The organism is Paenibacillus sp. MSJ-34 (assembly GCF_018918005.1).
GTDB lineage: Bacteria > Bacillota > Bacilli > Paenibacillales > Paenibacillaceae > MSJ-34.
Map to the genome: position 1 here is coordinate 1 of NZ_JAHLPR010000049.1, position 13,103 is coordinate 13,103.

At 46.9% G+C, this 13,103-nt stretch carries 14 protein-coding genes; 1 reads left to right on the plus strand and 13 read right to left on the minus strand.

All coding sequences use genetic code 11. From position 1 onward, the window contains the following. A partial coding sequence (locus tag KQI79_RS22050; protein ID WP_216540471.1) for a hypothetical protein occupies window positions 1-180 on the plus strand: 180 nt, incomplete at its 5' end. A gap of 404 nt (window positions 181-584) precedes the next feature. On the opposite strand, the gene KQI79_RS22055 is transcribed toward KQI79_RS22050, so the two are convergent. The 13 genes from KQI79_RS22055 to KQI79_RS22115 all read right to left on the minus strand — a co-directional run bounded on the left by KQI79_RS22055 (window position 585) and on the right by KQI79_RS22115 (window position 13,053). Then, on the minus strand, window positions 585-977 hold the full coding sequence (locus tag KQI79_RS22055; RefSeq protein ID WP_216540472.1) for a nuclear transport factor 2 family protein: 393 nt from the start codon (window positions 975-977) through the stop codon (window positions 585-587). Window positions 978-1,030: 53 nt separating this feature from the next. Further along, window positions 1,031-1,468, minus strand: coding sequence for an aminoglycoside 6'-N-acetyltransferase (gene aac(6') / locus KQI79_RS22060; RefSeq protein ID WP_216540473.1), 438 nt, complete (start codon window positions 1,466-1,468; stop codon window positions 1,031-1,033). A gap of 24 nt (window positions 1,469-1,492) precedes the next feature. Continuing rightward, window positions 1,493-1,867, minus strand: a complete 375-nt coding sequence (locus KQI79_RS22065) for a VOC family protein (protein ID WP_216540474.1) — start codon at window positions 1,865-1,867, stop codon at window positions 1,493-1,495. A gap of 643 nt (window positions 1,868-2,510) precedes the next feature. Continuing rightward, window positions 2,511-3,551 (minus strand): LCP family protein, encoded by a 1,041-nt coding sequence (locus tag KQI79_RS22070; RefSeq protein WP_216540475.1) that lies wholly within the window; start codon window positions 3,549-3,551, stop codon window positions 2,511-2,513. 110 nt (window positions 3,552-3,661) lie between these two features. Continuing rightward, window positions 3,662-4,783: an FtsW/RodA/SpoVE family cell cycle protein gene (locus KQI79_RS22075; RefSeq protein ID WP_216540476.1), complete on the minus strand. Its 1,122-nt coding sequence runs from the start codon at window positions 4,781-4,783 to the stop codon at window positions 3,662-3,664. Window positions 4,784-4,812: 29 nt separating this feature from the next. Next, window positions 4,813-5,937 carry a putative lipid II flippase FtsW gene (gene ftsW, locus KQI79_RS22080; RefSeq protein ID WP_216540477.1) on the minus strand — a complete coding sequence of 375 codons (1,125 nt, stop codon included), beginning with the start codon at window positions 5,935-5,937 and terminating at the stop codon, window positions 4,813-4,815. Between the two features lie 47 nt (window positions 5,938-5,984). Beyond that, complete coding sequence (locus KQI79_RS22085; RefSeq protein ID WP_216540478.1) at window positions 5,985-6,524, minus strand: hypothetical protein; 540 nt, start codon at window positions 6,522-6,524, stop codon at window positions 5,985-5,987. Window positions 6,525-6,604: 80 nt separating this feature from the next. After that, entirely contained in the window at window positions 6,605-8,002 is a 1,398-nt protein-coding gene (locus KQI79_RS22090; protein ID WP_216540479.1) for a sensor histidine kinase, read from the minus strand. 4 nt (window positions 8,003-8,006) lie between these two features. Continuing rightward, window positions 8,007-8,711 (minus strand): response regulator transcription factor, encoded by a 705-nt coding sequence (locus KQI79_RS22095; RefSeq protein WP_216540480.1) that lies wholly within the window; start codon window positions 8,709-8,711, stop codon window positions 8,007-8,009. Window positions 8,712-8,999: 288 nt separating this feature from the next. Then, window positions 9,000-9,848 (minus strand): ABC transporter ATP-binding protein, encoded by an 849-nt coding sequence (locus KQI79_RS22100; protein WP_216540481.1) that lies wholly within the window; start codon window positions 9,846-9,848, stop codon window positions 9,000-9,002. 19 nt (window positions 9,849-9,867) lie between these two features. Next, a complete protein-coding gene (locus tag KQI79_RS22105) occupies window positions 9,868-10,920 on the minus strand; it encodes an NAD(P)/FAD-dependent oxidoreductase (RefSeq protein ID WP_216540482.1) in 1,053 nt (350 codons plus the stop codon). 49 nt (window positions 10,921-10,969) lie between these two features. Continuing rightward, window positions 10,970-11,995 (minus strand): FecCD family ABC transporter permease, encoded by a 1,026-nt coding sequence (locus KQI79_RS22110; RefSeq protein ID WP_216540483.1) that lies wholly within the window; start codon window positions 11,993-11,995, stop codon window positions 10,970-10,972. Beyond that, the gene (locus KQI79_RS22115; protein WP_230192438.1) at window positions 11,992-13,053 is read right to left on the minus strand and encodes a FecCD family ABC transporter permease; all 1,062 of its coding nucleotides are present in this window, start codon (window positions 13,051-13,053) and stop codon (window positions 11,992-11,994) included. Before KQI79_RS22115 ends, KQI79_RS22110 begins: the two co-directional genes overlap by 4 nt. Window positions 13,054-13,103 lie beyond the last annotated feature (50 nt).

The window sequence follows — 13,103 nt, forward strand, 5'->3', positions numbered from 1 at the left end:
GTCCATGTTCATCAAAGAAGATTCGTTTTAGCACGTTCGTCTCCATATCCTAACCTTACCAAAAACAAAAACGAGGCGGAAGCCCTGCCCACCCCAAAATTTTATAAATTCTATAATGTAAAAAAAGCCCTTGCGGGCATTGGCGTTGCATCGAAAAGGGCTGCGGATTCGATTTCGTGAAGGTTGCCATGCGCGATTGGCCGGCAACTGACCGTCGCGAATATCAATTCGTGGCGATCCGCGCAGTACTCCTTGTTTGGCGCTAAACGAAACTGACAATCCTTATTGGGCTCAAAATGAAGACGTGCCCATCCTAACGAATGTACGTATCGCTATTCATTGGAAATCGGCGGTTCTACCCCCTTTTTTCCCTCATTAGCGTGTTAACGTTTCGTTAGCCCGCTCGACGGGTCGTCAGCCGCGCAGCGGTATGATGAAATTGACTCAAAACGCATCGAAGCGAGAAAAAAGCTCCCTTTTCGCAGGCATTGCCGCAGCAATCGATCAACACGGGCGAAAAGACGCATCATTGCAGGTTTCTGAATGAAAGGCCTTCCTGGCCTGGCTTTGGGTGGTGAAACGGGTCAAATCGTTTTTCTATAAGGATAAAATTTCTCCCTTTTCATCTCATATTCATTCAATTCATATAGTAAGGAGTTCCTGAAATAAACAATACTAGACCCTTCCCATTCATATTCTTGAGCGTCATAAACGCACTTAAATATCCATTCAACAAATGCGGTATTTACGACTTCATCAAATCCTACGCTTTTTATAGTCCAATACTCCACTTTATTGTCATTACCGTTCCATTGTGTAAACCAGTTCGTCAATTCGTCTCTACCCTCTATGACAGTACCGTTGCACTCCCTTACGATGGCTTTATCATGCAACACGCTGCGAAACATCTCCATATCCTTCTTGACCCATGATTCGAAATATTGGCGAATGATTTGAGTCGCTTGATCCCGATTCAATTCAAGTCCCTCCTTAAATAATGAATGTCCCGCACCGCAGCAGGATACAACACTTATAAATCCTTAATAAAGGCGACAATCCTGCCCGCTTCTCTAAATCCGATCTTCTTGTGGAATTGCTGGCTTCCATCGTTATCCAACTGTGTATCCGACGCCATTTGGCTGCACCCCAACGACTTTGACCATTGTTCCCCGGCTTCAACCAGTTTTTTCGAAATGCCTTTTCTTCGGTACTTGTGATCCACATAGATGCCTTCAACATAACCTACAGGAGATGAATGCGAACCTTCCACGTAATCATGCCTCAAAGACATATGAATAAATCCGACATAAACTCCTTCGACGAATGCTAGATAAAAGATATCTTTTTCCGATTCCAGCAGTTCTTCGAATTCAGACCTTACATATTCTCTCGAATTATCCGGCCATAGCTTCAAGGCTAATGTCGTTAACTCATCAAGGGTTGAGATGTCTGCTTTAACAATGAACATGGACACACCACCTTTACTGTCTATCTAAGCTTTTTCCATGATCGGTTTGATACACTCCACTCTATTCCCAAATGGATCCCTAAATTCAAACCTCTCATATCCGGGTATCGGTACAGATTCCAGGATTTCAATACCATTTTTCCTTAATAGTACTTCTATTTCTTGCAAGTTATCCACTTCATACGCTAGATGAGCTTTCGTTTGAAGACGGTCAACCCTATCTTCCGTACCAATATGTAATTCCTGATCTGCTACTTGTACCCACAAACCGCCTCTACCCATTAATGATTCGGGTTTAGCGATTTCTTTCATTTTTAATATCCCACAGTAAAAGTCCCTAGCCTCTTCTTCTTTTCCATTTGGGATTGTAATTTGAGCATGGTGAAATCGTTTGATCATATCGATTCTCCTTTGTAGAAATATGAATTATGGAGATGAAAAAATACATGTTTAAAGAGAATTGGCTCCCGCAAAACGCTAAAGAAGGTTTATTATTCTTATTGATTGTTTCAATCCGATTGTAAGCAAAGTAATGCCAATATTCGTGGGAAAGACAGGAGCGAAAAGTAGAAAATGCAGATCAACAATTCCCGGTAAGATGACATCATCATCTTCCAATAAGGTGTGTTGTCTGAGTAGTCAAGCGGGGTTCAGCGATAGTAACTCTAACGGATGTCACGGCCGCTATTTCCGAAAATTCGGCCCATTTGAAATTGTAACGGAACTATACGCCGCTATTTGCTAATCATTCGCGTTTTTCCGCATGAAAAAGCTCAAATAAGGTCGCTCAGATCCGTTACATTTCAAAAAGAGGCTCTATCGGCAAAATAACGTCTGTCACTTCCGTTAGAGCCTCATTCGGAACGAAACGTTTCTCCCATGATTATACATCTAATAACAAAGGGGCGAAAGTCCCGCAACGCGAATGTAATATTGTTATACATAGTAGCGGTACTGCACTTTAGGATTAAGGCCTTCATCATATTTCAATATATATCGGAGGACGAAGGGTTATGAAAACGGCCCCGCACCTTGCAGCATTTTATTTATTCATCGTCCCAATCGATTCGAACTTTGGATTACTGTCAGTACTGAGACCTGCCTCTTTCCGCAATGCTGCCAGCGCATCCGCAAGATCGTCTTGTTTCACATAAACAAACGGACTCTTCCAGACGCTTTCCATTTGTAAGGATTCCATTTGATTCGGTTTTAACTTAGGGAAATTCAAGATCCATTGGCGCAGCACCGATTCAGGTATATCCGATGTTACATTTTCACCGATAATATCCAATATGGTTCCCCATTGGCTTATTCCATTGAAAGCGCCCAGTTTATCTAAAATCTGTTTGATAACCTGCTGTTGACGCTCATTGCGGGCAAAGTCGGAAGATTCCCGCGTACCTTGATTCGATTTGCGGTATCGGACGTAGTCAAGCACATGCTGGCCATCCAATGTCTGCAGTCCTTTACGTAGATCAATATTCGTCCCGTCTGCGGAGTCTTTATATTTCATGTCCATTTCCACATCGATCTGAAGTCCGCCTAGTGCATCCACCGTCTTGCGCAATGCATTGAAATCGACAACAACCATATAATCGATCGGCAAATCGAACAACTCGCTGAAGAACTGCTTCGTTGTGGGAATGGCCTCGGACTTATCCTTGATGTAGTAATGGGCATAGTAATAATTGGCTTTGCGGGAACGCGATGATTCGGATTTGATCAATAGATCGCGCGGTATCGACAATAGACTGGCTGAGCGGGTATCAGGGTTATAACTTACAAGCATAAGAACATCTGTATTCATCATTCCATCGGCGCCTTCCCGGCTATCGATTCCCGCCAGCATAATCATCATCGGTTTTATGCCCGGATCAGGTATTGGCGCAGTCATTTCATCCGCAGGAGTCGTTTGAAACGCCGGAAGCGTTTTAACTGAGGAAGATATCCGCTGTATCGCGGCATCCGCCTTATAATACAGATATCCCGCATAGATGCCGACTCCAACAATGATTACGGCAAACAGGCTCCAAATGGTATTTACAACTTTACGCATTTTCCTTTTTTTCATTTTGTCAGACATCGTTTCCCCCACCATATTTACGAGTTGTTTGGTCAGACGGCTAAGTACGCCAATGAGTGCCCCTGTTATGACATCGGACGGAAAATAAACACGTTATGATTTTTGCTTGGTTATGAGAGGCTTTCTTCGTCTTTATGCGCTGAAACGCTTAACACCAATCCGATGGCAATCATATTGATAAACAAAGAGCTGCCGCCATAACTGATAAACGGTAATGAAATACCGGTCAGCGGGACCAATCCGATAAGCATGCCAATATTAACGAATATTTGAAACACTAGCATCCCAATAATCCCGATAACAATATAAGCCCCTGTGAGGTGTCTGCTTTCCATGACGATTTGAACCATACGATAAATAAGCAAAAAGTATAGGAATAAGAGTACGGACGATCCAATAAATCCATAATTCTCTCCGATAACGACGTAAATCGAATCGGAATATGCATAGGGAATGAACCCTCTCTGGATATAATACCCGCCGCTTCCGGTCAAACCACCCGAACCGATTGCACGCATAGCATTTTTGACATGCCATGATTTGTCGGGATCGCTTGCAGGATCAAGAAAAGTCTCAATTCTTGACATTTGATGCGGCTCTACAACCTTGGCTAGCAATTCCTGGTTCGTATGAAACAGCCACAGTATCGTACCGATCGCAATGACCATGATGCTGAGGAACGCAATCATATAGAGCAATCGAACGTTGCCCATCCACAGCATGCTTAGTAACACCCCTACAAACACAAGTGAAGTCCCTAAATCGGGCTGCTTCATAATTAAAATGGTAGGAATCAAAAAGACAATGCAGATCGGAATCAAATCTTGAACTAGTCGAAGCTTCATTCCTTCACGTTTACCTAGCATATGAGCAACAAGCAGTATGGTGAAGATCTTCGCGAATTCCGATGGTTGCAATTGAAAATGGCCGATGTTTAGCCAGCGGGCTGCCCCATTAATGTTCTCTCCGGTAAATTTAACAAGAATAAGCATTCCTGTGCCTAAGCCGTAGAAAAAGTACAACAATTTGCCGGGCAGAGCCCTGCAATCGATCCGGGAAATCGCCAGCATCGGAATGCAGAAGGCTGCAAACAGAAATATATTGTTTATATGAAGACCTTCTAAATTTGTATCTTTGGTGGCCCCGTATATCGAGACGGTTCCACAGGCAACCAGACACAATAAAATGAATAACGTGAATTTATCCAGCTTCTTAAATTTGCGTACGAACATGTTGATACTACCTCTATTTTGTTGATTCCCTATCCTCTTTCTTCGTCATCTTTTCTGCGTCGATAGGAACTATCTCTTGATATGCTAAGCAAGATGCCGGTGCCAGCTAAGCATAAAATAAGCGAAGATCCGCCGTAACTAATGAACGGCAGCGGTAAGCCCGTGATCGGCAAGGTCCCTGTTACGCCTCCGATGTTCAATACGATCTGAATAAAAATCATCATAACGATGCCTACCCCTAACAAGAGGCCGAAAGGGTCGTCACATAGAACAGCAGCTTTATAGCCCCTCCATACGAATAGAAAGAAAACAATCAGGAGGAGAGATGTCCCCACAAACCCGAATTCTTCGCCTATAACGGCAAAAATAAAATCGGTATGCGCTTCAGGCAAATAAAACAGCTTTTGTATGCTTTTGCCAAGGCCTGTCCCCGTAAGACCCCCATTTCCCAGTGCAATGAGCGACTGAATAAGTTGATAGTCCGAGCCCAAGGGGTTATTCATCGGATTCAGAAAAGCGGCGATTCGCTGCAGTCGATAACTTTGACTCACGGCAAGAAAGATAAAAACAGGAATGAAAAACAAACTCAGCAGGAAAAGATGCCGCAGATCAACTCCACCGACAATAAGGATCGTTAGAGCAATACAGCACAAAATTAACACCGTACCGAAATCCGGCTGTTTCAATACAAGCAGCATTACCAGACCAACAACCGTTAAAATAGGCAATAATCCTCTCCTGAAGTCCCGAATATGTTCGCCTTTTCTGCTGACTAGGGCCGCCATGTACATAATGACACTTAACTTCGTAAACTCGGCAGGTTGTAAATGATAACCGCCTAAAACAAACCAACGTTTCGCGCCATTGATGTTGATTCCTACCAGTAATACAAGAACAAGCGAAATAATAGAGAACAATAACAGCATAGGGGTCACTTTTTTCCACCACGTATATGGGATACGCATAAAAATGAGCATTAAAAATAGTCCAATGAGCGCAAATACGCCTTGTTTCATGACGTAATGCCATGGACTATCGTGTTTCATCGTAGCTATCGGCGAGCTGGCGCTAAAAATCATAATCAAGCCAAATCCCACTAACAGGATCGTTACGAACAGAAGTAAGAAATCAGGGCGTCCTCGGATTTTACTCAAGTCGCAAATACCTCCATCCGATGCGCTGCAATCAATCCGTTGGTTATTTATTCCTCATCAAGATCAAGCTTTCCATGGTACTCTTTCTTCTTAATCAACTCCAATTGATCATGGTTCAATCCATAAACATCCAGCCCATTTCCAGCCGCTCCTAGCGACCAGGCAAGAGCAAGCTCGGGCAGACCATCGTCATTGAGATCCGAAAATCCGGCATACTCCAACCCATATCCAAAACCTTTCACTTCCGATACGATTCGCCACTTATTGTTATCCCGTTTGAATAGCGCAGCTTTCAATACTTTTCCTGACGGATTATTCTCTTCGTATACAATCACAGCTTCATCGATCCCGTCGCCATCCATATCTCCGAATGAGATGTCCTGCCTCTCTTTGCCTTGCACGGGTACGACTAACTTAGCCTGGGCGGGCAGCAATTGAATAAGTTCATCGCTGATGCGATCGCGTTCGAGGCTGTTCACGGATACGGGAGGCTTAATCATATCGATAGGCGTTGCCGGAATTCCGCATCCTCCGAGCATCCATACCATAGTAATCATGATCCCTATTCTACCCGGTTTATAAAGCATACTGACGATCATCTCCCCCGCATGGTTACTATATATTCTAAGGGCGCTCGGGCCCAAAGTGGTTATGAAATAGTTAAATTTCAATAATCTGAAACCGGCAGGAAAATATGAACCGTCGTTCCCTTCCCCACTGTACTGCTAATTCGCAATTCACCATGATGCAGGCGAATGATTTGATCGGATATGGCTAGACCTAACCCGCTGCCTGAGGCATGTTGATCTGCTTTATAGAATTTGTGAAGAACGCGCGCCAATTCTTCCTCGGCGATCCCTATGCCTGTATCTTCAACGCAAATAACAACTTTTCCTTGATCCTTGTGCGCGTGCAGAAGAATTCGACCGCCAGGGGCTATAAATTTGAGCGAGTTGTCCAGTAAATTAATCAAAACTTGCTTAAGACGGTTTACGTCGGCTTGGATAAGGGGAAGATCTTCACCCGTTTGGACTTCCAGCGAGACGCCTTGCCGGGCCGCTCTTGGACCAAGCTGCCTGCCCATATGGCGGAGCAATTCGGAAAGATCGACAGGACCAAGCTCCAAGGCGATTCTTCCATTATCCAATTTGGAAAAATCCAGCAGTTCATCAACCAAATGACTTAACCTGTCGCCCTCCGATTCAATAATATCCAGTCCTTCTTGCAATAGAAGTTTATTGTCCCTCCCACTTGATTTCAAAGTAATGACCCAGCCTTTGATCGAAGTGAGCGGTGTCCGCAGTTCATGGGAAATGGAAGAGATAAAATCGTTTTTAAGCTCTTCGCTCTTTAAGATTCTAGCAGCCATCATATTTAAAGTGTCCGCCAACGAACCCAACTCGTCTTGGTAGCGCTTTCGCACGCGTATGCTGAAGTCTCCTTCTGTCATGCGGTCTGCTCCTTGCTTGAGATCCTTAATCGATCTTGTAATCGTCCAGGACAGCAGCAGCCCGAGAACCGTAACGATGGCAATGACAAGAATCCCGACGGATATAAGAAGGACCGTAATCTGATGCAAGGTATGCAGCGTGGCCGTCAAGGAAGTGACGAACCTGACCTCGCCCAGAGTCATCCCATTTTCATGTTCTTTTAAAGGGTAAGATACGGCTAATACCGGTTCATGGGTCAGAGGATCCTTCCCCTTCCATACCCCGGGTGCGCCGCCGATCGCTGCTTGGACATCCGGATATTCCGTCATGGAGACGTTCCCTTGTAATCCGTTTGAATCCTGCAGCAGCCGGCCCGAAGGAGCAATAATCTGTACCTGCGCATCGGAATTGTGAGCGAACCCTTGCAATAACCGGTCTGATTGCGTCTCCAGATCCTCTTCATCAAAATATTGCTGAAAAAAAGAAGCTGACAGCTCTGCTTGATTATTCAGGATTCGCTCAACATTATGAAAATAATAAAACCTCACCGAGGCAATCAGAAAGATCTCGAGAATGAGGACTGTAAGGCAAATCACGACCATGTAGCTTCCGACTAGTCTTTTTTGTATACTCATGGCTCTATTCGTCTTTCCTCCAACGATACCCCAAGCCCCACACCGTCTCAATCCAATGGGGCTTGGAGCAGTCATCTTCAAGTTTCTCGCGAAGTTTGCGCACATGGACATCTACTGTTTTCGGATCGCCGACAAAGTCCTCGCCCCATACCAGATTCAATAATTCATTGCGCGATAATGCCGTATCGGGTTGTTCAAGAAACGTGCGAATCATTTGGAATTCTTTCGGCGTCAGATCGATTGCCTCGTCATGCTTGAACACTTTATTGGAATTGAGATCTACCCGAATGGGACCGGATTGAAGGATATGTCTTTGCGGTTTCAGGCTGACATCGGTACGGCGCAATATAGCATGAATACGTGCTACAAGTTCCAGAGGGTTAAATGGCTTGACAATATAATCGTCGGCTCCGATTTCAAGCCCTTTGATTCTATCAAGATCTTGTCCGCGTGCCGTTAAGAAGACAATGATGACAGCAGGATCCTTCTCTCTGATTCGTCTGCAGATCTCAAATCCATCGGTATCCGGAAGCATAATGTCAAGAACGATCACATCGGGTTGATGCGCCAAATAGCTTTTGATTGCCTCTTCTCCGGTTGAAGCTTCATGCACGATAAATCCATTATGCGATAAATTGATTGATATAAAACGTCTGATATGATCGTCATCTTCGCCGATTAATACTTGATTGCGTGTTACAGTATCCAAGATTTGCACCCCCAACACTGAATTCTTCGTAAGTCACATGCAAAAAAGACTTTGCCCGAGAAATTATAATACATTCCGTACTTTCACTCGCTGATAACAAAGTGGATGTTACTTGAATTTGATCGAATTGTCAAAAATGGCCGCAGCTTTCCTATCCAAGATGAATCAAAAAGGTGTATTCCGTCCGGTCCGATCAAGAGAATGCGAAAAGCCGCCCTTTAGGCCGGGTTTACGACCTTTTGGGACGGCTCCATGACAGGCGAACCTTTTAGAGGAAATACCAATCATTTAGGCTGAAGCTTCTTTTCTCGGAGGTTCCGCAAGAGGCTGCTCTATGCTTTGGCCCGTTTCGGCTTGTGCAAGTTCGTACGGCAAGCAGAGCGGCACGCCCGTGCGCGGATCGGGGATAATATCCGCTTCGATGCCGAAGACTTCCCGTAAAACTTCCTGGGTCATCACTTCTTCCGGAGACCCTTCGCTCACGATTCTTCCCTGCTTGATCGCTACCATATGCTGTGCAAATCGGGTCGCATGATTCAGGTCGTGAACGACCATGACAATGGTTCGTTGCTGCTCCCCATTTAACTGCTGCAGCAGCTTAAGCACCTCAAGTTGATGCGCCATATCGAGATACGTCGTCGGTTCGTCCAGGAACAGCATATTCGTTCCTTGTGCAAGCGCCATGGCAATCCACGCCCGCTGCCGTTGACCGCCAGAGAGTTGATCAACCGGCCGATCGCTGAAAGCGCCCATTCCGGTCACCTGTATGGACCATCGAATGATCTCCTTGTCTTGTTTCGTGAGCGACCCGAATCCTTTCTGATGCGGGAATCGGCCATAGGAAATAAGCTCTGAAACGGTTAGCCCCTCGGGTGCGACCGGGTTTTGCGGCAAAATCGCAAGCTGTTTGGCGACCTCTTTGGTTGGCTGGCTATGAATCGATTTGCCGTCGAGGAATACGGTTCCGGCTTGCGGCCTCATCATCCGTGCCATTGCTTTCAGAATCGTCGATTTTCCCGAGCCATTCGCACCGACAAGCGCCGTAATCTTACCTTCCGGAATCGACAAATTCAAATTCTCTACGATGAAACGGTCGGAATACGCGATGTCTAGTTTTTCGGTATATAAGCGTTTCATAGCCTTCACCTCTCCTCTCTCATGTCGTATATAAATTTTTCATGATCTCGCGGTTTTTCTGTTGAAACAATTCGTTATGGGTAGACACCATTCCCCATGCATTCGCTTCAGGCGCAATAAATTGTTTGGCTTTATTCACAGCGTTCGCAGCATCCTGGAATGCGCCGGCAATCAAATGAAGTTTCCCATCGTGATGCAAGATATCGCCTGCCGCATACAACCCTTCTACCGATGTCTCACTCATCGCAGTCCCCGCTACGCAGTATTCATTCTCCATCGCAATTTTCAATTCGCTGTTTTCCAGCAGATCCTTATCCCGTTCATATCCGTGATTGATAATGACCTCATCGACGGCCAGTTCTATTTTCTCCCCATCCTCACTGCGATTCAACAATACTTTGTCAATCCGTTCATGATCAGGCGTCGCGACCAGCTTTTCGATCGTCGTATTGAACAAGCATTCAACCGTGCTGTTTAGCAGCCGTGTTACTTGAGCTTCATGTCCGTTCAGCATGTCTTTTCTATAAGTCAAGTAAACTTTCTTCGCAAACGGTTCCAGCTCGTTCGCCCAATCGATCGCCGCATTGCCGCCGCCTGAAATCAGAATTGTTTTCCCTTTGAAACGAGCCAATGATTTTACCGTGTAATGCAAATTGGTCACTTCAAATCGCTCGGCGCCGTCAATATTTAATTTGGTCGGTTTCAGAATACCGCCGCCTACGGCAAGAATGACCGTCTTGGAGCAATGCCGCTGGCCGGACGAAGTATGCACAATAAAATGACCGCTTTCATCTTTAGTCAGGGAAGTCACCTTTTGCCCAAGCACGACCTCAGGATCGAAGGTTAATCCTTGCGCCACGATTTGCTCAATGAATTGGGCGCCCGTGACCGGTGTCAGCCCGCCTACATCCCAGATCATTTTCTCCGGATACACATGAACTTTGCCGCCAAGAAAAGGTTGGAACTCGATGATTTTCGTTTTCATCTCGCGCAAACCGCTATAGAAAGCGGCAAACAATCCCGCAGGACCGCCGCCGACAATCGTCACATCAAAAATTTGATCCGTATTCATAGATTACCGTCTCCTTGTCATGCTTTATATCGAATAAAATTCGGATGGCCTACGCTTTCGACCGTGCCAGCAGATACAGAAAATAAGGCGCGCCGATAACCGCGACGACGATACCGGTCGGAATTTCCGACATTGAGCGTCCGATCGTATCGGCCACGATCATGAGCAAACCGCCGGTCAATGCGGAAGCCGGAAGCAACAGCTGATGCTTCGGACCGACAAGCCGCCGCGCCAGATGCGGACCGATCAGACCGACAAAAACGATCCCTCCGCTTACCGCGACGCAGGATCCGGCCAGACCTACCGCTGCGGCAAGCAGCAGAAGCCGTTCTTTCTCAACCGGAGCGCCAAGTCCGGTAGCCGTTTGCTCGCCAAGGTTCAACACATTCATGACGCCGGCTTTGAAAAAAACGAAGGGGAGAAGCACCGCAATCCACGGGATCAGTGCGAGGACAAATTTCCAGTTCGACCCCCAGACGCTTCCTGCCAGCCAAGTGGCCACGAACTGATACTTGTCCGGATCGAGCCGCATCGTTAGCACAATCATCGCGGCGCTTATACCGGCTGCTACGGCAATTCCGGTCAGAACCAGCCGCGTCGGCGAAATGCCCTCATGACGCCTATAAGCAAGCGTGTAGATCAACAAAGCCGTTACCCCGGCCCCGGCCAAAGCGAGCACCGGAAGCAGGAATACCGGAGCCGCTGTAGTCGCCGGATAAAAGGAGATAAACAGCATGACCATGAATCCGGCTCCGGCGTTAATGCCCAAGATCCCGGGATCGGCAAGCGCATTGCGTGAAATTCCTTGCAGAATGCAGCCCGATACGGCCAATCCGGCGCCAACGAGAATGGAAATGACGATCCGCGGCAAGCGGAATTCGAACAAAATAAGCCTCTGCTTCTCCGTACCCATGCCGAAAAGCGTCTTCAACACGTCCAATGGCGATAGATGAATATAGCCGGTATTCATGCTGATCATAAATGAAATGATGATAAGCGCGGCCAGAATCGCCATCACGATCAAGCCCTGTCGATGTCTTCTTTCGCCCGAAGTTAACGTTTGTGCCGTTTTCATGACAGCACCCTCCTCTCCTTGCGTACCAAATAGAGGAAGAAGGGAACCCCAATCAAGGCAATAAGAGCCCCGACAGGTATTTCATAAGGAGGATTGATCATTCTTGCCGCAAGATCGGCGAGTATGACAAGCAAGCTGCCGAGCACCGCCGAGCAAGGAATAATCCAGCGGTAATCCACGCCGACCAGGAATCGTGTCAAGTGCGGAATGATCAGACCGATAAAACCGACGGCGCCGACGACAGAGACGGCGGAACCGGCCAGAATGAGCACGATGATCGTACCTGCCAGCTTGACGAGGCGGGTTCGTTGCCCGAGACCAACGGCAACCTCCTCTCCGAGACTTAGCAAGGTAACGGATCGAGACATGATCAACGCAGCGATCATCGCTCCCGCGACCCATGGAAACATAACTTTCAGTTGGAACCATTTCGTACCCGCTACCCCGCCTGCAAACCAAAAAACGATATCCTGGCCGATGCGGAAATGAAGAGCAATCCCTTCGCTCAGCGCAGTAAGGAGCGCGGTGACCGCTGCTCCAGCCAATACCAGGCGAACGGGAGTCAAGCCTCCCTTGGCCAGCGATCCAACTCCGAACACAAGTCCGGCGCCGGCAGCGGCGCCCAGAAACGAATATAAAATGAGAAACATATACGGAAGTCCGGGAAGAAAAGCAAAGCATAACGCCAATGCAAAGCCGGCTCCGGCGTTGAGTCCGAGCAACCCGGAATCTGCCATCGGATTGCGGGTCATTCCTTGCATCAGCGCGCCTGCTACCGCGAAGCTCGCGCCGACCATCGCTCCGCCAAGTACACGCGGCAACCGAAGCTCCTGAATAACTTGATGCTGGGTTACGTCAGGATTAAATCGGAATATCGCCTCCCATACCGTAACGAACGCAATATCCGAAGCGCCGAAGGAAACGGAGAACGCAATCCCGAGCATTAGGGCAATGACTCCTCCGATCAAAATAAAGGTCGCAGCGAGCGGCCGTGTCCGCAATTTCTCCGTCTCTATAGCTGTTTCTTCCATGCCTGCTCTTTCTGTCCAGTACGACATCCCCGTTCTCCTCACCCGTATAAATCGATGTGTTCTTTATGAATTTCATG

What these genes read in the sequence shown, in the direction of transcription:
- KQI79_RS22065 (WP_216540474.1), bottom strand. Translation starts at nt 1,867, where the DNA reads ATGATCAAACGATTTCACCATGCTCAAATTACAATCCCAAATGGAAAA.
- KQI79_RS22070 (WP_216540475.1), bottom strand. Translation starts at nt 3,551, where the DNA reads ATGTCTGACAAAATGAAAAAAAGGAAAATGCGTAAAGTTGTAAATACC.
- KQI79_RS22075 (WP_216540476.1), bottom strand. Translation starts at nt 4,783, where the DNA reads ATGTTCGTACGCAAATTTAAGAAGCTGGATAAATTCACGTTATTCATT.
- KQI79_RS22085 (WP_216540478.1), bottom strand. Translation starts at nt 6,524, where the DNA reads ATGCTTTATAAACCGGGTAGAATAGGGATCATGATTACTATGGTATGG.
- KQI79_RS22090 (WP_216540479.1), bottom strand. Translation starts at nt 8,002, where the DNA reads ATGAGTATACAAAAAAGACTAGTCGGAAGCTACATGGTCGTGATTTGC.
- KQI79_RS22100 (WP_216540481.1), bottom strand. Translation starts at nt 9,848, where the DNA reads ATGAAACGCTTATATACCGAAAAACTAGACATCGCGTATTCCGACCGT.
- KQI79_RS22105 (WP_216540482.1), bottom strand. Translation starts at nt 10,920, where the DNA reads ATGAATACGGATCAAATTTTTGATGTGACGATTGTCGGCGGCGGTCCT.
- KQI79_RS22110 (WP_216540483.1), bottom strand. Translation starts at nt 11,995, where the DNA reads ATGAAAACGGCACAAACGTTAACTTCGGGCGAAAGAAGACATCGACAG.
- KQI79_RS22115 (WP_230192438.1), bottom strand. Translation starts at nt 13,053, where the DNA reads ATGTCGTACTGGACAGAAAGAGCAGGCATGGAAGAAACAGCTATAGAG.